Origin of the sequence: Rhizobium sp. Root1334 (assembly GCF_001426665.1) — a bacterium.
In the GTDB taxonomy this organism is placed as follows: domain Bacteria; phylum Pseudomonadota; class Alphaproteobacteria; order Rhizobiales; family Rhizobiaceae; genus Pararhizobium.
In genome coordinates this window covers 51,754-70,690 of sequence record NZ_LMEY01000028.1, presented here as the reverse complement: position 1 = coordinate 70,690, position 18,937 = coordinate 51,754, and the positions used below count along the sequence as shown (strand labels likewise).

18 protein-coding genes are annotated in these 18,937 nt (G+C 60.7%); 7 read left to right on the top strand and 11 right to left on the bottom strand.

Features of this window, described 5'->3' with window-relative positions; genetic code table 11:
• Positions 1-24 precede the first annotated feature (24 nt).
• Together ASD36_RS23800 and ASD36_RS23795 are read right to left on the bottom strand one after the other, a co-directional pair.
• Positions 25-1,101 (bottom strand): D-TA family PLP-dependent enzyme, encoded by a 1,077-nt coding sequence (locus ASD36_RS23800; RefSeq protein WP_060503483.1) that lies wholly within the window; start codon positions 1,099-1,101, stop codon positions 25-27.
• A gap of 202 nt (positions 1,102-1,303) precedes the next feature.
• Positions 1,304-2,185 carry a helix-turn-helix domain-containing protein gene (locus tag ASD36_RS23795; protein ID WP_060503482.1) on the bottom strand — a complete coding sequence of 294 codons (882 nt, stop codon included), beginning with the start codon at positions 2,183-2,185 and terminating at the stop codon, positions 1,304-1,306.
• 114 nt (positions 2,186-2,299) lie between these two features.
• Between ASD36_RS23795 and pobA the strand changes: the two genes are divergently transcribed.
• Positions 2,300-3,472, top strand: coding sequence for a 4-hydroxybenzoate 3-monooxygenase (gene pobA, locus ASD36_RS23790; protein ID WP_060503481.1), 1,173 nt, complete (start codon positions 2,300-2,302; stop codon positions 3,470-3,472).
• A gap of 62 nt (positions 3,473-3,534) precedes the next feature.
• Here pobA and pcaF read toward each other — a convergent pair whose 3' ends face one another.
• Genes pcaF through ASD36_RS23775 form a run of 3 tightly spaced genes read right to left on the bottom strand, consistent with a single transcriptional unit; the run spans position 3,535 to position 6,382 of the window.
• Positions 3,535-4,740, bottom strand: a complete 1,206-nt coding sequence (pcaF, locus tag ASD36_RS23785) for a 3-oxoadipyl-CoA thiolase (protein ID WP_060503480.1) — start codon at positions 4,738-4,740, stop codon at positions 3,535-3,537.
• Positions 4,740-5,522 carry a CoA-transferase subunit beta gene (locus ASD36_RS23780; protein ID WP_060503479.1) on the bottom strand — a complete coding sequence of 261 codons (783 nt, stop codon included), beginning with the start codon at positions 5,520-5,522 and terminating at the stop codon, positions 4,740-4,742. The genes pcaF and ASD36_RS23780 overlap by 1 nt, the downstream gene beginning before the upstream one ends.
• A gap of 11 nt (positions 5,523-5,533) precedes the next feature.
• A complete protein-coding gene (locus ASD36_RS23775; RefSeq protein WP_060503478.1) occupies positions 5,534-6,382 on the bottom strand; it encodes a CoA transferase subunit A in 849 nt (282 codons plus the stop codon).
• A 139-nt stretch (positions 6,383-6,521) separates the two neighbouring features.
• Between ASD36_RS23775 and ASD36_RS23770 the strand changes: the two genes are divergently transcribed.
• Positions 6,522-7,277, top strand: coding sequence for an IclR family transcriptional regulator (locus ASD36_RS23770; protein ID WP_060503477.1), 756 nt, complete (start codon positions 6,522-6,524; stop codon positions 7,275-7,277).
• Positions 7,278-7,373: 96 nt separating this feature from the next.
• Here ASD36_RS23770 and ASD36_RS23765 read toward each other — a convergent pair whose 3' ends face one another.
• The 5 genes from ASD36_RS23765 to ASD36_RS23745 form a co-directional block, all read right to left on the bottom strand.
• Entirely contained in the window at positions 7,374-7,838 is a 465-nt protein-coding gene (locus ASD36_RS23765) for a DUF411 domain-containing protein (RefSeq protein ID WP_060503497.1), read from the bottom strand.
• Between the two features lie 251 nt (positions 7,839-8,089).
• Positions 8,090-8,434, bottom strand: coding sequence for a hypothetical protein (locus ASD36_RS30800; protein WP_156393913.1), 345 nt, complete (start codon positions 8,432-8,434; stop codon positions 8,090-8,092).
• Between the two features lie 354 nt (positions 8,435-8,788).
• Entirely contained in the window at positions 8,789-9,274 is a 486-nt protein-coding gene (locus ASD36_RS23755; RefSeq protein WP_060503475.1) for a heme-binding protein, read from the bottom strand.
• Positions 9,275-9,381: 107 nt separating this feature from the next.
• The gene (locus ASD36_RS23750) at positions 9,382-9,996 is read right to left on the bottom strand and encodes a response regulator (RefSeq protein ID WP_060503474.1); all 615 of its coding nucleotides are present in this window, start codon (positions 9,994-9,996) and stop codon (positions 9,382-9,384) included.
• Positions 9,993-11,618, bottom strand: a complete 1,626-nt coding sequence (locus ASD36_RS23745) for an ATP-binding protein (RefSeq protein WP_156393912.1) — start codon at positions 11,616-11,618, stop codon at positions 9,993-9,995. Before ASD36_RS23745 ends, ASD36_RS23750 begins: the two co-directional genes overlap by 4 nt.
• Positions 11,619-11,853: 235 nt before the next feature.
• Here ASD36_RS23745 and ASD36_RS23740 point away from each other — a divergent pair, with 235 nt between their 5' ends.
• The 5 genes from ASD36_RS23740 to ASD36_RS23720 all read left to right on the top strand — a co-directional run bounded on the left by ASD36_RS23740 (position 11,854) and on the right by ASD36_RS23720 (position 18,156).
• On the top strand, positions 11,854-12,774 hold the full coding sequence (locus tag ASD36_RS23740) for a LysR substrate-binding domain-containing protein (protein ID WP_060503472.1): 921 nt from the start codon (positions 11,854-11,856) through the stop codon (positions 12,772-12,774).
• 108 nt (positions 12,775-12,882) lie between these two features.
• Positions 12,883-14,307: an aldehyde dehydrogenase gene (gene aldA / locus ASD36_RS23735; protein WP_060503471.1), complete on the top strand. Its 1,425-nt coding sequence runs from the start codon at positions 12,883-12,885 to the stop codon at positions 14,305-14,307.
• Positions 14,308-14,332: 25 nt separating this feature from the next.
• Complete coding sequence (locus tag ASD36_RS23730; protein WP_060503470.1) at positions 14,333-15,550, top strand: mandelate racemase/muconate lactonizing enzyme family protein; 1,218 nt, start codon at positions 14,333-14,335, stop codon at positions 15,548-15,550.
• Between the two features lie 13 nt (positions 15,551-15,563).
• Positions 15,564-17,177: a GMC family oxidoreductase N-terminal domain-containing protein gene (locus tag ASD36_RS23725; RefSeq protein WP_060503469.1), complete on the top strand. Its 1,614-nt coding sequence runs from the start codon at positions 15,564-15,566 to the stop codon at positions 17,175-17,177.
• 31 nt (positions 17,178-17,208) lie between these two features.
• Positions 17,209-18,156: an NAD(P)-dependent oxidoreductase gene (locus ASD36_RS23720; protein WP_244482028.1), complete on the top strand. Its 948-nt coding sequence runs from the start codon at positions 17,209-17,211 to the stop codon at positions 18,154-18,156.
• 17 nt (positions 18,157-18,173) lie between these two features.
• Here the strand turns inward: ASD36_RS23720 and ASD36_RS23715 are convergent, their stop codons facing one another.
• Positions 18,174-18,935, bottom strand: coding sequence for an ABC transporter ATP-binding protein (locus ASD36_RS23715; protein WP_060503467.1), 762 nt, complete (start codon positions 18,933-18,935; stop codon positions 18,174-18,176).
• Positions 18,936-18,937: the final 2 nt, after the last annotated feature.

Below are 18,937 nucleotides of genomic sequence, written 5' to 3'. Positions count from 1 at the left end.
TGTTCGGGAAAATCGGGATGGGCTTCAAACGATCCTGCCGCGCGCGACCACCGGCCAGATGGCTGAAATCTCGCCTTGGTCGATGATGTTGACTGCATCGACCAGATTGGTCACGACGCAGGCATGGTTCGGCACGACGCGTAGCCGGTCGCCAACCTTCAGGTTGATCGGGCCTTCGCTGACGAGGCGGCCATGCTCTTCCGAGAGCTGGTCGATGGTTATGTCGTCGCGGTCGAGCACATGGCCGTAACCGGAAAGGCCGAGAAGGTCGGAGGTCAATGCCTTGGAGCCAGCGTCGATGATGGCGCGATTGGCGGCAGGGACTGAAACGACGGTCGCAAGCACGGTGAGCGCACAATCGTCCCACGTGCACACACCGCGGGAAACCAGCGAGCGGTCGTTATAGACATAGGTTCCGGGCCGGTACTCGGTTGTGACCGGCGCTTTGGCCGCTTCCATCATCGATGGTGTACCGCCCGATGTAATCACAGGAACCTTGATGCCGGCTGCTTCGATGAAGGCCTTGGCCCGGGTCATGAAGGATTCGACCGCAGCAGCGCCATTGGCTGGCGGATAGGTCATCAGGCCGCCGAACGCAAGACCCGGTGCCTTGGCGATCCGTTGCGCAAGGGTTGCCGCGGCCTCCGGGGTCGGCACGCCGCAGCGGTCAGCCCCGGTATTGCATTCCACCAGCACCCGCAACGGCGCCGGCTCAGACGCGAAAGCGTCCGAGAGGCCATCAATGACCGTCTCGTTGTCGGCGACCACACTCAGCGTCACTTTCCGCGCGAGAGCGGCGAGATGGCTCAGCTTCTCGGCGCCGAGGATATTGTAGGTGATCAGGACGTCACGGATTTCGGGGCTGGCAGCAATCATCGCCTCGGCTTCGGACACCTTCTGGCAGGTGACGCCGATGGCCCCTGCCCTCAGCTGCATCTCGGCGACCGCCGGCAGTTTGTGCGTCTTGATATGCGGGCGAACCTTCAATCCATGCGCGTCGGCATAAGCCTGGAAACGATCGATATTGCGCCGCGCTATGTCCATATCGATCAAGACGGCAGGCGTGCTCACGGTCTCAAGCGTCGATGGGGCCTTGCTCATGGGGTCTCCGAACATTCTGCTGCAATTTTAAACGGAAGCGTGTTGCGCTTGCGCCCGAATTCCTATCCGGCAAACTCCCGGCAGTCCATGCATTCTGTATTGATTATATGATTCTGATATGCGAGCCGCCCCACGCCGAGGTCAGGCAAGCAAAGATCGGCGGCTGCGCGCTTACCGCAGAGGAGCGTTGGAAGCCAGGATATCAACCCTCCCTACCCTGCCTGCGCCGCCATTGGCGCGGCGAGAGGCCCGTTTGAGTCAGGAAGAAACGGGAGAAATAGGCAGGATCGGTAAAACCGAGCCGGAAACCGATTTCCTGCACCGGGATCTGCGTAAACAGCAGTTCGCGCTGCGCTTCGTCGATCAGTTTGCCGTTGATCAGTGTCTGGGTACTGCCACCGGTGAGCTGTTTGACGATACGGTTGAGGTGCGTTGGGGAAATGCCGAGCGCATCGGCATAGTACGATGCTGGCTTGTGGGAGCGAAAATGCTCGTGGATCAACCCAGTCAACCGGTTTAGCCGCCGCTCGTTTTGCGTCGCTCCCCCGTCTTCGTCACCCTCCCCTTCGGCGGACAGGTGCGCTGTCAACCGGAGCGCGGACGTGAGGTATGCCTCGCACAGATCCGCCGGTCCTGTGCGTCGGGCGGCGGCTTCTGCAGCGAGACGATGCAGCGTATCGGCGATGTAGTGGCTGTCGGCATGTTCCTGCTGCAATGCCGTCAGCCGCGGAAGGCCCAGCCACGTGCCAAACCGGCTGTGATCCGCCGGCATGGTTTTCAGATGCGACGTCAGCACCGTGAAAACATAACCGTCAATATCCTTCGAAAACCGGAAGCCATGACGGGAAAGGGGCGGCACGGTGATGACGGCGGGCGCGATAATCGCATGTGCCACGTCATCAAAGATCGCATCGCCGGATCCTGTCTCGATGTACAGGATCTGAAAGAACTGCTCATGACGATGCTGGCCGATCTCCCAATGATGCAGGCTGCTGCGCGATGGGATCGTTTCGCAATGCAGCCAGAATCCGGAGGAATCGCCGCGCTTTTCGCCGTAGAGATCGTAGGTCGGGGTTGCGCGCATGTTGGTATCGCACCTGCTGGAATGTTCGATTTGTGCAATTTATTGAGCTTGATGTCCATGGTGGCGGCGGTGTGCCGGTGTCAAAATCCACCTGCATTGTTCGGGAGGAAAAAAATGCGCACGCAGGTCGTTATCATCGGTTCGGGTCCATCCGGATTGCTGCTCGGACAATTGCTGGCCAAAGCCGGCATCGAGGCGATCATTCTGGATCGTGTTGGCAAGGACTATATTCTTAACCGGGTGCGTGCGGGGGTGCTTGAGCAAGGTACGGTGGAGCTGATGGATGAGGCCGAAGCCGGTGGAAGGATGCATGCCGAAGGCTTGCCGCATGGCGGCTTTTCGCTTGCCTTCGACGAGCGGGATCACCGGATCGACCTGGCGGATCTGACCGGCGGTAAAGGCGTCATGGTCTATGGCCAGACCGAGCTGACGCGTGACTTGATGCAGCATCGCGAGGCGATCGGAGCAGTGACGGTCTATGATGCTTTCAATGTCTGTCCGCATGATTTCGAGGGCAGGTCGCCCTACGTCACCTATGAGAAGGCAGGGATAACCCACCGCATCGATTGTGATTTCATTGCCGGATGCGATGGATTTCACGGTGTCAGCCGCAAGGCCGTCCCGGACAAATCGATTACCACACTCGAAAAGGTCTATCCGTTCGGCTGGCTCGGATTGCTTGCCGATGTGCCGCCGGTCAATCACGAACTGATCTACGCCAACCATCCGCGTGGTTTTGCGCTCTGCTCTATGCGCTCGGAAAGCCGCAGCCGCTACTACCTGCAATGTGCGCTGGACGAAAAAGTCGGGGACTGGAGCGATGATCGCTTCTGGGACGAACTGCGCCGCCGCCTGCCCGCACATCATGCCGAAGCCCTGATCACCGGCTCATCGTTCGAAAAGTCCATCGCGCCGCTGCGCTCGTTCGTGGCCGAGCCGATGCGGTTCGGCAATCTCTTCCTTGTTGGTGATGCCGCGCATATCGTTCCGCCAACGGGCGCCAAGGGGCTTAATCTGGCGGCGAGCGATGTCCATTATCTCTATGCTGGTTTGTTGGAGTTTTATCAGGAGCGCTCGCTGGCCGGCATCGACGCCTATTCCGTCCGCGCTCTTTCCCGTGTGTGGAAAGCCGTGCGCTTTTCCTGGTGGATGACGACGATGATGCATCGTTTTCCGGATACCGGTGCCTTCGACCAGAAGATTCAAGAGGCCGAACTGGATTATCTGACCCATTCGCGTGCGGCGGCGACGGTGCTGGCTGAGAATTATGTGGGGTTGCCGTACTGAGGCGACCTTAACCGAAGTTATTGGACCATCGGCGGCAAGCAGGCTTGCCGCCGATCTCCCACTCAGGCGCGTTCAAGCCCGATCGCGATACCCTGTCCGACCCCAATGCACATGGTCGATAGCGAATAGCGGCGGCCGGTCAGCTTGAGTTCGAGGGCAGCAGTGCCGGTGATACGGGCGCCGGACATGCCGAGCGGGTGGCCAAGCGCGATGGCACCGCCGTTGCGGTTGACGCGTGGATCGTCGTCGGCAATACCCAGCTCGCGAAGAACGGCAAGACCCTGGCTGGCAAAGGCTTCATTGAGCTCGATCACGTCGAACTGGTCCTGCGTCATGCCAAGCCGGGCCATCAGCTTTCTCGAGGCGGGCACCGGGCCGATGCCCATAACGCGCGGCGGCACGCCTGCGGCGGCACCGCCCATGATCCGGGCGATCGGTGTCAGTCCGTGTTTCTTCACGGCGGCTTCGGAGGCAATGATCAGGGCAGCGGCACCATCGTTGACGCCGGAGGCATTGCCGGCGGTAACGGTGCCGCCTTCCTTCTTGAATGGAGTGCCAAGCTTGGCAAGCGTTTCGATGGTCGTTGCGCGCGGGTGCTCGTCCCTGTCGACGACGATCGGGTCGCCCTTGCGCTGCGGAATGGTCACGGATGTGATCTCCTGGCTGAGGCGTCCGTTTTGCTGAGCGGCGGCGGCCTTGTCCTGCGAGCGGACGGCAAAGGCGTCCTGATCCTCGCGAGTGACCTTGTAATCCTCAGCGACATTCTCACCTGTTTCGGGCATGGAATCGACGCCGTACTGTTTCTTCATCAGTGGGTTAACGAAGCGCCAGCCGATCGTGGTGTCGTGTATTTCGGCGGCGCGTGAAAAGGCGCTTTCCGCTTTCGGCATAACGAAGGGTGCTCGCGACATGCTCTCCACCCCGCCGGCAATCATCAGGTTCGCCTCGCCGGAACGGACGGCACGGGCGGCGGCAATGACGGCATCCATGCCGGAGCCGCAGAGCCGGTTGATCGTCGTGCCGGAGACCTCCAGCGGCAAGCCCGCGAGCAGCAGCGACATGCGCGCGACGTTGCGATTGTCCTCGCCTGCCTGGTTGGCACAGCCGAAAATGACGTCATCGACCGCCTGCCAGTCAACACCGGCATTGCGCTGCATCAGCGCCTTGAGCGGGATCGCTCCGAGATCATCGGCCCGGACGGAGGAAAGAGAGCCGCCGAAACGGCCGATCGGGGTGCGGATATAGTCGCAAATATAGGCTTCGGTCATTACGCGGCTTCCTTGTTGCCCTGATGGGCTTTCTTGGTGCGCGCATTGATGTCGCGCAGGGTCTGAAGCTCGGTTTCAGTGGGAACCGGCGTGTCGATCACCGTTTCGGCAAACTTAATCGGCCAGCCGCAATTCTCGACGATCTGTTCGCGGGTCACGCCCTGGTGGATCGAGACGACGGTGAGCTCCTTGGTGACAGGGTCCGGCTCGAGAATGCAGAGATCAGTGATGACGCGGGTCGGTCCTTTGGTCTTCATCCCCAGCCGTTCGCGATGATTGCCGCCTTCGCCATGGCCCATCGAGGTGATGAAATTGAGCTTGTCGACGAAGCCGCGCTTGGAGAGCGCCATGGTGATGAAGATCTGGCCGCAATTGCTGGCGATCTCCGGAGCTCCGCCACCGCCAGGCAGCCGCACTTTCGGATGCTCATAGGGGCCGACCACGGTGGTATTGAGATTGGCAAACCTGTCGATCTGGGCGCCGCCGAGAAAGCCGGTGGTGATGCGGCCGCCCTGCAGCCAGTAGCGGAACATTTCCGGCACCGAGACCGTGAAAAGCGCTGTGTCGCACAGTTCTCCGTCCCCGATCGACAGCGGCAGAACATCCGGCTTGGTGCCGACCGTGCCGCTTTCGTAGATCAGCGTGATATCCGGCGCATGCGTCAGGCGGGCAACATTGCAGGCGGCCGACGGCGCGCCGATGCCGACGAAACAGACATCGTCATTGGTGAGCGCGCGCGAGGCGGCAATGGTCATCATTTCGGTGGGGGTGAAATCGCTCATCGTTTATCTCCTCACGCAGCCTTCTTCGCATGTTTGGCAAAGTCTCCCGGCCCGGCCTTCATGATGTTTTCCTCGATCCACGCCTGGAACGTATCGCGATCTCGGGCAATCTCGTCCCAGGCGATGTAGAAGGCGTTGGAGCGCGCATAGTAGCCTTGCGCATAGGATGGGAAGGCGCCGCCGGGCACCTCGACAACCGCAGTCACCGCCCAGGACGGCAGGACGACGGAGTTGGGCGATGGCGGGTTCAACTCGTCAACGATCTCCTCCACCGTGACGATGGAGCGCTTGGCGCCGAGCACGGCTTCCTTCTGCACGCCGACGATGCCTTCAAGGAGCACGTTGCCCTTCCGGTCTGCCCGCAGAGCATGAATGATCGTCACGTCCGGGCGGATGGCTGGCACGGCCGCCAGCACTTCCCTGGTGAAGGGGCATGTGACTTGCTTGATGTTCGGGTTCACCTTGGTGAGATCGGCGCCGATATAGCCGCGCAACATTGCAAACGGCAGGTTTGCAGCGCCTGCCTCATAGGCATTGGCCATGGCGGCATGGGAATGTTCCTCGATCTCCAGCGGCCGTGGCCACTGGTTTTCGACAGCATCGCGGAAACGGTGCAGCGAGCCGACGCCGGGATTGCCGCCCCAGGAGAATTTCATGCCGCGGGCCGCACCCGCACCGATCAGCTGGTCATAGAGAATGTCCGGCGTCATGCGGATCAGGAAAAGGTCCTTCTTGCCCTGCCGGATCACCTCATGACCGGCGGCATAAGGAATCAGGTGGGTGAACCCCTCCATGGCAACGGTATCGCCGTCATGCACGTTTTCGGAAATGGCTTCCGCCAGCGAGATCAATCGCGCCAAGGCATTCTCCTCCTGATGTGTATCCAAGTCTGGGTTGGCGCAAATAAGCGCTCGAATCCGTGCGTCGTCAAATATTTTGTGCGTTATTTGACATTTGTTCGTATATCGCACATTGTGGGCCAATGATGGGAGCTTTGACATGCGGGAATCGGATTTTGTCAGCGGCTTTGCGCGCGGGCTGAAAGTCATAGAGGCCTTCGGAGAGGCGCGGCCGAAACTCACAATCGCCGAGGCGGCAAAGCTGACAGAGCTCGATCGGGCTACGGTGCGCCGCTGCCTGCTGACGCTCGCCGATCTCGGTTATGCCGACTATGACGGAAAGTTCTTCGCGCTGACGCCGAAGGTGCTGCGGCTCGGCCATGCCTATCTGTCGGCAACACCGCTGCCGCTGATGATCCAGCCCTATCTCGACCAGCTCTCGGAAAAATCCGGCCAAAGCGCATCGGCCTCGGTTCTCGACGGGACTGAAGTGGTCTACATTGCCCGTGCCTCGCAGAAGCGTGTGATGTCGATCAATCTGTCGCCGGGTTCGCGCCTGCCGGCCTATTGCGCTTCGATGGGACGGGTTCTGTTGGCAGCCCTGCCGGAAACGGAGGCGCGCGGCATCCTGGATCGCTCCGAACTCAAGGCGAATACGCCGCTGACGAAGACGGATCCAGATCTATTGATGGACGAACTCCGCCGCGTCCGTGCCGGGGGCTGCGCGGTTATCGATCAGGAACTGGAGTTGGGGCTTTGCTCCATCGCGGTTCCGATCGAGAATGATCGCGGCCGGGTGGTTGCCGCGATCAATATTGGTGCTCCTGCGGCTCACGTGCCTGCCGCCGAGATGATAGTGCGCTACCTGCCCTTGCTGAAAGAAACGCAACGCGCACTGCGGCCGGTCTTGCGTTGAGCCATGCGTTGGTTCGTGGTTGTTCCTATCTGATCTGACCGGGCAGGTTTACTGCTGCCGGCAGGGCAGCAGTAAACGCGTCCACGAAAGTACCGATTAGCCCTTCGGCCCCATCGTCATGAAAAGGGCCGGCTTTTCACCAGCCGTCTTTGCCACGGCAAAGACATCATACGCCGCATTCGGATCATCGCCCATGCCAAGCGAGCCGGATGGCATGCCGGGCACTGCCAGGCCGGCGATGGCGGGCTCTTCGTCAAGCAGCTTACGGACTGCCTCCAGCGGCACATGGCCCTCGAGGAAATAGCCCGCCACGACGGCGGTGTGGCATCCCTGCAGATCGGCGGGGATCCCGAAACGGGCCTTGATCGGTGTCAGGTCGTCGCGATCCTCGATCTTGATGTCAAACCCTTCTGCCTTCATCGCCTCTGCCCAGAGATGGCAGCAACCGCAGTTCGGGTCCTTATAAACAGTCATCGTCTGCGCTGCGGCAGAGGCATGCCCCATGCCTGCAAATGTGGCTGCGATGGCGATGCCCGCGCAGATAAACCGTCTTCTATCGATGTTCATGTCGTCATTCCTTCAAGGACTATATTTCTGGTGTTTTGAGTGCTTTCTTCCTGTGGTGGATGCCGTCGATCGAGCCAAGCGCCGTCCTTTGACGAGGTCTTGCGCGGCGGGATCGGAGAGGATGCGCCGCTGCGGTTTCTCGTCATGACGATACGTCGCATGAACCAAATCTGCTATCTTGTTCCACAGGATGCGCGTACGGATGCAACCATTGCATTCGCACTGATGTACTCGATGATGCGAGATCAGACCCTGGGAGGCCGAGACGGCGGATCGACCAGTGACGATGCAAGAACCGGGGACGGCACACTCAAAAATCGATGGGTGGTCCAGGTAAGGTTCACGGGCGTGTCACCCGCTGCATGGCCAACAAAGGCCGTGGCGCAAAGCAGGGCCATTGGACAAGCCACGCCATCACAGCCCGACGCCTCGCCGGGACAGCAGGACATGTCTTCCGGCATCGCTGTCATATGCGTTGAAACTGAAGCCGCCATGGTGCTGCCGGCCGCGCCTATGCTGACGGGACCAAAAAAGATCCCGAGCAGGGCAGACAGCAAGAGCAGCCGATGGATGATCGCAGCGAGCTTCATGCACTTGTCATGGCATGGTGCTGCCCCTGTTGGAAGAGGTGCCATGAAAATGTGTCGGCATGCGGCCCGCCTCGCGTCGCCACCAGCGACAATAGCTGCTGCCGGCAACTTGCCTGCAGCCGCATAAACCTGAGGAGATTGGATAACCTGAAGCCACAGACGCCGCTTTATCGCATAAGGGCGGTATACCCTGCACTGAGGTGCGGGGGTGAATGGCAATCTAATCCGCTCAAAAGACCGAGAGGGGTGGATGAGCGGCCAATCCATCGCGTTTTTAAACGATATCGGCAATAAGCGGCCGCTTCCCCCGCAGCGGACGCCGCGGGGACTTTCGTTTAAAGAACGCACTGCTTCTTACTTGAGCTGATCCTGCACCTTGGCAATGGCGGCGTTGGCGCAGGCTTCATCGAGATGGCCGCCCGGTGCGCCACCGACGCCGATCGCGCCGATGGTCTCCTTGCCGATCTTGACGGGTACGCCACCGGCCAGAACGAGAAAGCCGTCAATGGCGACGAGCTGGGCCGCACCCTGGTTCTTCTGGATGTTTTCAACCATGACGCTGGTCGGAATGCGAGCCGATACGGACGTGAAGGCCTTCTGGCTGGCGGCACTGACCGTATGCGGTCCGGCATTGTCGGCACGCAGCAGGGCGCGAACCACGCCTGCCCGGTCCACGACGGCGGCCGATACGTTGTAACCATCGGCGGCGCATGCGGAGACGGCGCCCTGTGCCAGTTCTACCGCGATATCCAGCGGCATGTTGTTTTCTTTGAGAACTTCGGCAGAGGCTGCGGATGTCAGGGCAAGTGCAATCGTGCCGGCAAGCAGTATACGGTTCATCTCATCTGTCTCCTATCGTGTACGCGATGCGGGAAAGCGCCTTGCTTTCTGACGACCGGGATATCTGAGCAGGTGCGGATGCTGAATCCGCAACGGAACCAATGCGACTAGGTATTCCTACCTATGGGGAGTTCGGCGTTGGCGGACGTCAGCTGCACGAAGTCGGCCACGGAACTGGTACCCAGCTTGTCGGCGATATTGGCCCGGTGTGCATCGATGGTTCGTGCCGAAACGTTAAGCGCAACGGCGATTTCCTTCGTGGCCCAGCCGCGGCAAACCATATCCAGGACCTCGCGTTCGCGGTCCGTTAGGCTGCGGAGAAGTTCTCTGGATTCCTCTTTTTCCAAGACGCGCTCCAGCGTCTGGAACGCGGATTGTATGGCGTCCAGCAGAACCTGCTCGTCGACCGGCTTGGTCAGGAAGTCGAGGATGCCTGCCTTGAAGGCGCGGCGGCAGGCGTTCACGTCACCATGGCCGGTTATCATGATCGTGGGCCAGCCAATGCCGCGTTCTAGCAGCCGCTCGTGCATCTGCAGGCCGCTGATCAGCGGCATACGCAGGTCGGCGAGGATGCAGCCTGGGCGTTTCGGATCGACATGCGCCAGGAATGTGGCCGGATCGGCGAAAGTTTCGACCGTCATGCCATAGGTCCGCAGCAGCAGTTTTATCGCCTCGCGGACCGGTTCGTCGTCGTCGATCAGGTAGATCTGAAACGGTTTCATTGTGCGGCCTTCAGGTGTTGCTCCACGGCGGGCAGCGTAACGGTAAAGATGGCGCCGCCGGACGTCTGGTTGCGGCCGTCGATGTGTCCGCCGATCCGCTCTACCAATGACGCGCATAGCGCGAGCCCAAGCCCCATTCCATCGGTTTTTGTCGTGTAGAACGGTTCGAAAAGACGCGGCAGCGTGTCCGCTTCGATACCGGGACCGGTGTCGCTGACCTGAATGATCGCGCCGCTCTCCAATAGGATCGTCTCGATGCGGATGCTCCTATCAGGCATGTCCCCATGTTCCAGCGCGTCGGCAGCATTGCGGACGAGATTATGCAGCACCTGCTCCATCTCGATGGGATCGACCACTGCTTGCGGTGACGGCGTCGCAAGATCGAGAATGAGGGTGATCTGGCGCTTTTCGAGATCGGCCCGCACGAGCTCGGCGATATCGACAACGATCTGGTTGAGATCGGCAAGAACCAGTTTCTGCTCGCGCTTGCTGATATAGTCACGCATCCTTTTCAGCATCGCTCCGGCGCGCTTGGCTTCGCGCACATTGGCGCTTAGCGCTTCGGGGAGCAAGGCAGGATCGGGGTGTTCGCTCGCGGCAAGGCGCAGGGCGGCCTGGCTCTGGCTCAAGAGGGCGGTCAGCGGCTGTGTCAGCTCATGAGCAATACCTGATGCCAGCTCGCCCAGCGCGTTGACCCGCAGCGCGTGGGCCAGTCTCGTTTCATGCTCGTGCAGATGCGCCCGCCGCTCCGCTTCTTCCGCGGTTTGCTGCAATTTGCGGGCATTGGCCTTCAGCTGCCAAGTGAACAGCAGCAACAACAGCACAGCCAAGCAGGCGAGCGCGAAGCCACCGATCCTGGTCCCGCTCAAAATGTCCGAGAGGGCGAGAGGGCGCGTGGCGTCCACCATGAACGGCTGGCTCTGACTGTCCACAATCTTGCTGAAATGCGGTTGCGTCAGAATGCTGTCGGTCACGCTGGGTCCATTGGCCTCACGATCCAGCACCGTTTCGCCATCAAGGCTGACGCGCACATGCGCCCAGGCCGGTCGCTCATCGCCCTCGATCAGCAGGACAGGATCGATCTGGACAACGATCGCCAGACCCGGATTGCCCGCTGTCGCGCGCTTTCCCAGAAGGTATCTGCCTGGATAGGCGGTGTTGAGATAGGTCCGTACTTCACCCTGTTTTTGTCCGGCAATGGCGCTTGCTATGGGGGATAGGTCGGTTTTCAGCGGACCGGGCCACGATATCAATGTGGCCGCAGTGGAAACCCCGTCCACTGGAAGCCTGACGAGGTCGATTGCGGTGATGCGCGGGTAAAACTGGACAATGCTCTGAAAGACCTCGCCGATCGCTGTTTCGGGCAACTCGGGAGCGGCCTTGATCAGTGCCACGAGGCTGGTCAGGTGCGCATCGTGCTGCGCCGCCCGTTGCGAGATCAGACGGTGGATCGTCTGCCCTGTCGCGGCGAGTTCTTCCGACGCTCGTTGATACTCTATCCGCATAGAGACGCCGGCAAACAGTACGGTCAGACCAAGCCAGACGAACAATGCGACCGTCAGGTTCCTGAGTGGAAGATGCCGCCAGATCATGTCGTTCGAGTACCCGTCCAGGTTTGCCAAACTGTAACCCCTCGCCGTTTATCCAACGAAGGCTTGGTGGATCGTAGCACAACAAGACCGCTGCGGAAGGTGATGGCTGTCGCAGATGACGCAACAAGGCCCTGCAGCCAGGTTCAAGATATCAAAAACACCACCGGGAGCATCGGCAGCTTGACCCGACCCGGAAGCCTGAAACATAGATAACGCGCTACATATTGGCTGATACAGGCCAACCTGAATTTATGGAAGCGATGGAATGCGGAAATTACCTGCGCTTTCGGCGATGAAGGTTTTCGAGGTCGTCGGCCAGACGCGCAGTTTCACGCGTGCGGCCGAAGTGCTGAACCTGACGCAAAGTGCGGTCAGCCGGCAGGTGCGCAATCTCGAAAAACAGCTGGGCGAGAATCTGTTGATCCGCCATCACCATGATCTGGAGCTGACGCGTGCCGGTGCCGAACTGCTCGCAACTCTTCAGCTGGCCTTTCACAATGTCGAGCAGACGGTGCGCTCGATCATGGAGAAGAACAACCGCAACAGGCTGCGCATCAACGTGCCGCCGACCTTTGCCAAACGCTGGCTGATGCCACGGCTGTCGCGCCTGCGCCAGGCCCTGCCGGAGATCGAGATCAGCCTCAGCACCGATCTCAAGGACACGCTTGCCGAGCGCAGCCTGCTCGATTGCGCCATCCGCTTCGGTGACGGCGAATGGGCGATGCTGCAATCCCGCATCCTGATGACAGAGCGGCATATTGCTGTCTGCGCGCCCGGCCTGCTGGAGGCGGTCAGCCGAAGCGCTCCTATCGATCTTTCCGCCTTCACATTCCTGCATGTTCTGGCCGCAGCCGATCAGCGCTACCTCACCTGGCAGCATTGGCTGGACGCCGCCGGCCTTAGCGGCACCGATGTGCGGGGCGGGATGGAGTTCGACCTTCTCGACCTGGTGATCGAAGCCGCCTGCAACGGGCTTGGTATCGCCGTGGTCGATCGCTTCATGGTCGCCAGCCAGCTGCAAAGCGGCCAGTTGGTACCGGTACTTGATGTCGAGATCGAAGGCCACGAATCCTATTGGCTGGTGACACGCACGGATCAGCCCGAACCCGCGAATGTCCGGGATTTTCGCGCATGGCTGCAAAGCGAGGTCACGCTGGATCATGACCTTTACGGCGCCGCAAAATGAGCAGGGCCGAACATTCGTTTTTGGAATGATTGACCCGAGAATAAGTCGCTTGCGAACAGGGGGCGAGGTCCCGTCTACTGCCTGAAACAGATTACGTTTCGGGTGGTCATGACGCAGCATCGCAATTTCATCGGTGGCCGCTTTGTCGAGGCTTCCGGCTTGCCTGGGATCGAAGTGCGTAATCCCGCCGACGGCAAGATTTTCACCACGGTTCCGGCCGCAGACGACGCCGCTGTTGTTGCTGCCGTGGAGGCCGCGAAGACCGCGCAAAAATCCTGGCGCAAGTTGCCGGCGATCCAGCGGGGCGATGCCTTGCGGAAACTGGCCGATGCCATCGAGCGGCATGCGCCAAGGATAGGCGAGGCGCTGGCTCTGGAATCCGGCAAGAGCCTCGCAGACGCGACCGCGGAGGCCATCTACGGCGTCGAACTGATGCGCTACCACGCCGAGTGGGCGCGCCGGATCGAAGGCGAGGTCATTGAAAGCGATACGCCTGACGAAACCCTGATGCTGAAGCGGGAGCCGATCGGCGTCGTCGCCTGCCTCATCCCGTTCAATTTCCCGATCTATACCCTGGTGCGTAAGATCGCGCCTGCCCTGATCACCGGCAATGCCGTCGTCGTTCGTCCGAGCAACAACACGCCGACCTCGGCCTTTGCTTTTGCGCAAGCCGTGCTGGAGGCCGATCTACCGGCGGGCCTTATCAACATCATGACGATGTCGCACGACGCCGCACGGACGATGTGTACGCACCCGGCCATCGGCATGATCACGCTGACGGGCAGCGTCGCTGCGGGCCAGACAGTGCTCGATTATTGCAAGGTCAATATCGCCAAGCCATCGCTTGAGCTGGGCGGAAAATCGCCTGTCATCGTCGAGCCCGACGCCGATCTCGACGCGGTTGCTCGCATGGTTCTCGGTGCGAAGACGGCTCATTGTGGTCAGGTCTGCACCTCTGCCGAGCGGCTTTATGTGCATGCGTCGATCCACGACACACTTGTCGAGAAACTGCGCAGCGCTTTCACCGCCCGCCGCTTCGGCGATCGCGCTACCGATCCCGACTCCATGGGGCCGCTTGCCAATGCCGCGGCACGCGAACGTATTCACCGGATGATCGAGCGGGCCAAGGCTGAAGGGGCAACGGTTGTGGCCGGTGGCGTGATCCCGGATGGGGACGGTTATTTCTATCCACCGACCCTGATCACAGGCTGCCGCCAGGAGATGGAGATCGTCCGGGAAGAGGTGTTCGGGCCGGTGCTGGCGGTGCTTTCCTACGAGACGTTCGACGAGGCTTTGGCAATGGCTAGCGACCATCAGTTCGGGCTTGCCTCGGTGTTGTTTTCGGAAAGTTACCGCAAGGTCATGCAGGCCGCGAGCGAGATCGAGGCGGGCGAGCTCTATGTCAACCGGTTCCCGGCGGATCCCTACCAAGGCTATCACGCGGGATGGAAGAAATCCGGGCTAGGTGGCGACGACGGCAAACACGGCATGCTGGAATTCACGCAGACGCGGCTTGTCATCCTGAAACACTGATCATCTGGCCGGGGAGGAACCAACCATGAAGATCGCATCGCTGAAGACCCATGTGGTTGCCGTTCCACCCCCGCATGTCGGCGGCATGTGCTGGATTTTCGTCCAGCTCGAGACAGCGTGTGGCATATCGGGTGTCGGTGAAATCTATGCGACCTCGTTTCATCCCTCAGCCATGGTTCCGCTGATCGACGATGTCTTTCAGCGCTATCTTCTCGATCATGACCCTCACCAGATCGAGCGTTTCTGGCGGGCGGCCTATTCCAGCGGCTTCACGCAGCGCCCGGACACCACGATGATGGGTATCGTCTCCGGCCTGGAAATCGCTTGCTGGGACATCATCGGCAAGGCGGCCGGCCGGCCGGTCTCCGACCTGCTCGGTGGCACAGTCCACGAAAAGCTACGCGCCTACACCTATCTCTACCCGAAGAACGCGGCCGGCGATTACGACTATAACGATCCGGATCTTGCCGCCGAAGAGGCCATCCGCATGGTCGAGATGGGCTTTACCGCCGTCAAATTCGACCCGGCCGGCCCCTATACCAACTATTCCGGCCACCAGCTTTCGATGGGGGTTCTTGATCGTTGCGAACTGTTCTGCTCGAAAATCCGCGAAGCGATCGGCAGCCGCGCCGATATCCTCTTCGGAACACACGGTCAGATGGCGCCGTCCTCAGCGATCCGGCTGGCACGCCGCTTGGAAAAATACGATCCGCTCTGGTTCGAGGAGCCGGTGCCGCCCGGGCAGGAGGCTGCCATGGCCGAAGTGGCACGCGCCACATCCATCCCGATCTCGACCGGTGAACGGCTGACGACGAAATACGAGTTCCAGCGCGTGCTGCAACTCGGTGCCGCCGCGATCCTGCAGATGAATGTCGCCCGTGTCGGCGGCCTGTTGGAAGCCAAGAAGATCGCCGGTATGGCCGAGGCCTTCTACGCCCAGATCGCGCCGCATCTCTACAATGGTCCGGTCGGTGCCGCCGCCAGCATCCAGCTTTCAGCCGCCACCCCGAATTTCCTCATTCACGAGGCGATCATGGATTTCGGCGGCTTTCACGGTGAGGTGCTGAAAACCAAACTGCAGTTCGACGATGGCTATCTCATTCCGTCGCGCGAACCGGGTCTCGGCATCGAGCTCAATCTCGATGTCGTCGAAAAGCACTCTCCCTATACCGGTGAACGCTTGCATCTGCAGATGGCCGCCGAACCCGCCGACATCAAGGAGTTCATGCCCGCCAAAGGCTGAACAGAGACCTTTCATGATCTACGACTTCGTCATCGTCGGCGCAGGGTCGGCCGGTTGCATCCTTGCAAGCCGCCTGAGTGAGAGCGGCCGCTACAGCGTTCTCCTCGTCGAGGCGGGCGGCAAGGACTCGTCCTTCTGGTTCAAGATCCCGATCGGCTACGCCAAGAGCTACTACAACCCCAAGGTCAACTGGATGTATTCGACCGAGCCGGAGGCTGCGCTCGACGGGCGGCGGATCTATGTGCCGCGCGGCAAGGTGCAAGGCGGATCCGGATCGATCAATGCCATGGTCTTCGTTCGCGGCGCCGCCGATGATTTCGACGACTGGCAAGCGGCCGGAAATCCCGGTTGGGGTTCTGCCGATGTCCTGCCCTTTTTCAAAAAGCTGGAGACCCATGAAAAAGGTGCCTCCCCCTGGCATGGCGACAAAGGGCCGATCCATGTGACGCCGATGCGCGGCATGACCCATTCCGTCACTGATGCCTATCTGAAGGGCTGCGAAGAGCTGCAGCTGCCGTCGACAACCGATTTCAACGGGGCCTCGATCGAAGGTGCTGGAGTCTATGATATCAACACCCGCAATGGCCAACGTTCGCATTCCAGCGCCGAATATCTTCGCCCGGCCCTGAAACGGGCCAATCTCTCGATCGAGCGTGGTGCCATCGCTCAGCGGCTGGTCTTTGCGCCGGATGGGCGCGCGACCGGCGTCGAGGTTCTGCAGGATGGCACTGCGCGAACGTTTTCGGCAAGACGCGAAGTCATCGTCGCGGCCGGCGCGGTCGATACACCAAAACTGCTGCAGTTGTCAGGGATCGGCGATGGCGCAGAGCTTGGTGCGAAGGGGATCGAGACCCGCCACCATCTGCCGGCTGTCGGCGAAAATCTGCAGGATCATCTCGCTGCAAGTTTCTACTATCGCGCCAACCGGCCGACGTTGAACGGCGTGTTCGGCAGCCTGTTCGGGCAGGCTCGGCTGGGGCTGCAATATGTGCTGACCCGCAAGGGACCGTTTGCGATGAGCGTCAATCAGGCGGGCGGCTTCTTTCGCGGCAACCCGGCGCAGGAGCGGCCGAACATCCAGCTTTATTTCAACCCCCTCTCCTACCGTATTCCGGTCGATGCCAGCGCCTCGATGGTGCCGGAGCCTTATCCGGGCTTCCTGATTGCTTTCAATTCCTGCCGGCCGACCAGCCGGGGGCGCATCGCCCTTGCCTCTGCCGATCCTTCAGCTGCAGCGTTGATCCAGCCGAATTATCTGTCGACTGACCGTGACATCGAAGATGTGATTGAAGGGAGCCGGCTGGTGCGCCGGATCGCATCGGCGCCGTCGCTGGACGCCATCATCGATGCGGAAGTATCCCCGTCTCTATCGGCCACGAGCGATGAAGACCTGCTCGACTATTTCCGCGCCAATGCCAGCTCGATCTATCATCTTTGCGGCAGCTGCATGATGGGGCCGGATGCAAGGACATCGGTGGTGGATGCCCGGCTTCGGGTGCATGGGGTCGAAGGCCTGCGCATCGTCGATGCCTCGGTCTTTCCGAATGTCACAGCTGGCAACATCAATGCGCCGACGATGATGGTTGCGGAAAAGGGTGCGGCGATGATCCTCGAAGACGCGGCGTGAACACCTGACGACAGCGCCCGGATGGCGACCGATGGAGCCGCTTTCCGAGCCCAACCAGAAATGGAGGACGGATATGCGCTACGGCTTTATTGGACTTGGGCATCTCGGCCAGCATCTGGCAGGCAGTCTTGTGCGCGAGGGTTTTTCAGTCACCGTGCACGACCGGGATCGCGGCCGTGCAGAATCATTGCTGGCGAATGGGGCAGTGTGGGCGGACAGTCCGCAGGCACTCGCCAGCCAGGTTGATGCGGTCATCACCTGCCTGCCGTCGCCTGCGATTTCGGAGGCTGTGTTGACCGGTCCGGATGGTATTCTGTCCGGCTTGAAAGTCGGCGGCACGTGGATCGAGATGAGCACGCTCGACCAGAACGATATCGAGCGTCTGGCGGCGATTGCTGCAGCAAGGGGCATTCGCATGCTGGAAGCCCCTGTGACCGGCGGAGTTCACCGTGCGGCGGCAGGCGATATCACCGTCATTGCCGGTGGCGATCGCGACCTGTTTGAGGCGCATCTGCCGGCGCTCAGCGCCATGGGCGGCGAGATATTTCACGCCGGGCCGCTCGGCAAGGCAGCGGTGATCAAGGTCATCACCAATATGCTGGCCTTCATTCATCTTCTGGCGACCGGCGAGGCGCTGATGCTGGCAAAGAAGGGCGGCATCGATCTGACCGATGCCTTCAACATCATCAAGGCAAGTTCCGGCAACAGTTTCGTGCACGAGACCGAAGGCCAGGTAATCCTCAACGGCAGCTACAACATCAACTTCACCATGGATCTCGCCTGCAAGGATCTTGGCTTTGCGCTTGGCTTCGGCAAGCAGTTCGGCGTGCCGCTCGATCTCGCGTCGCACACGCTGCAGACTTTCATCCGCGCCCGCTCGACCTATGGCGGCGACGCATGGTCGTCGCAGGTGGTAAAGCTGCTCGAGGACGCAGTTGGCACCGATCTGCGCGCGCCGGGGTTTCCGTCCGAACTATAACGCTATCGGTGCAAGGTTCATTCGGAATGGACCGGTCCATAGCTTGCGACGATGTTTGACACCGACCGGCCACCGGCTGAATAGGTCAGCTGCCTCATCGGAATCCCGTAGAGTTCCGAAAGCCGTTCTTCGGTACAGGCGGTCTCGATGCTGCTTTCGTGGCACCGGCCTGCCCCATGCAAAAGGATGGCCCGGTCGGCGATCTCCAGCGCATGAGTGGGCTCGTGGGTTGTCATCACGATGGTCAGGCCGCGCTCTTTCGAGAGTTTTTTCAACATCGCGAGCATCAGGGCCTGATTGCGAAAGTCGAGCGCCGAGGCGGGCTCGTCGAGCAAGAGAATTTCGGCTTCGGAAGCGAGGGCACGGGCGATCAGGGCCAACTGGCGCTCGCCGCCGGACAATGTGCCGATAGCCCGTTCAGCGAACGCGCGTAACCCGACAAGATCGATCGCATCCGCCGCGAGTGCGCGGTCGCGGGCGGTGGGGTTGGAAAACAGGCCGACATGACGGGCACGGCCCATCAACACGACATCGCGAACGGAATAGCTGAAGGGGGTGGCGAACTGCTGCGGCACATAGCCGACCGCACCGGAACAGCGGATTGTTCCTGCCGTTGGCGTTGCAAGGCCGGCCAGGCACTTGAGCAGTGTCGTCTTTCCCCGGCCGTTGCGGCCGAGCAGGACGACGGTCTGCCCTCTGTCCAGCGAGAAGGAGAGATCTTCAAACAAGAAGGGTGTGTGTGCGGCATATCGGAACCCAACCGCGCGCGCTTCGATCATTT

Bases quoted from the DNA above. Each gene is read 5' to 3' on its own strand.
- ASD36_RS23715 (WP_060503467.1), bottom strand. From the start codon at position 18,935: ATGATCGAAGCGCGCGCGGTTGGGTTCCGATATGCCGCACACACACCC.
- ASD36_RS23750 (WP_060503474.1), bottom strand. From the start codon at position 9,996: ATGAAACCGTTTCAGATCTACCTGATCGACGACGACGAACCGGTCCGC.
- ASD36_RS23780 (WP_060503479.1), bottom strand. From the start codon at position 5,522: ATGAGCGATTTCACCCCCACCGAAATGATGACCATTGCCGCCTCGCGC.
- aldA (WP_060503471.1), top strand. From the start codon at position 12,883: ATGACGCAGCATCGCAATTTCATCGGTGGCCGCTTTGTCGAGGCTTCC.
- pobA (WP_060503481.1), top strand. From the start codon at position 2,300: ATGCGCACGCAGGTCGTTATCATCGGTTCGGGTCCATCCGGATTGCTG.
- pcaF (WP_060503480.1), bottom strand. From the start codon at position 4,740: ATGACCGAAGCCTATATTTGCGACTATATCCGCACCCCGATCGGCCGT.
- ASD36_RS23720 (WP_244482028.1), top strand. From the start codon at position 17,209: ATGGAGCCGCTTTCCGAGCCCAACCAGAAATGGAGGACGGATATGCGC.
- ASD36_RS23730 (WP_060503470.1), top strand. From the start codon at position 14,333: ATGAAGATCGCATCGCTGAAGACCCATGTGGTTGCCGTTCCACCCCCG.
- ASD36_RS23740 (WP_060503472.1), top strand. From the start codon at position 11,854: ATGCGGAAATTACCTGCGCTTTCGGCGATGAAGGTTTTCGAGGTCGTC.
- ASD36_RS23755 (WP_060503475.1), bottom strand. From the start codon at position 9,274: ATGAACCGTATACTGCTTGCCGGCACGATTGCACTTGCCCTGACATCC.
- ASD36_RS23800 (WP_060503483.1), bottom strand. From the start codon at position 1,101: ATGAGCAAGGCCCCATCGACGCTTGAGACCGTGAGCACGCCTGCCGTC.
- ASD36_RS23770 (WP_060503477.1), top strand. From the start codon at position 6,522: ATGCGGGAATCGGATTTTGTCAGCGGCTTTGCGCGCGGGCTGAAAGTC.
- ASD36_RS30800 (WP_156393913.1), bottom strand. From the start codon at position 8,434: ATGAAGCTCGCTGCGATCATCCATCGGCTGCTCTTGCTGTCTGCCCTG.
- ASD36_RS23795 (WP_060503482.1), bottom strand. From the start codon at position 2,185: ATGCGCGCAACCCCGACCTACGATCTCTACGGCGAAAAGCGCGGCGAT.
- ASD36_RS23725 (WP_060503469.1), top strand. From the start codon at position 15,564: ATGATCTACGACTTCGTCATCGTCGGCGCAGGGTCGGCCGGTTGCATC.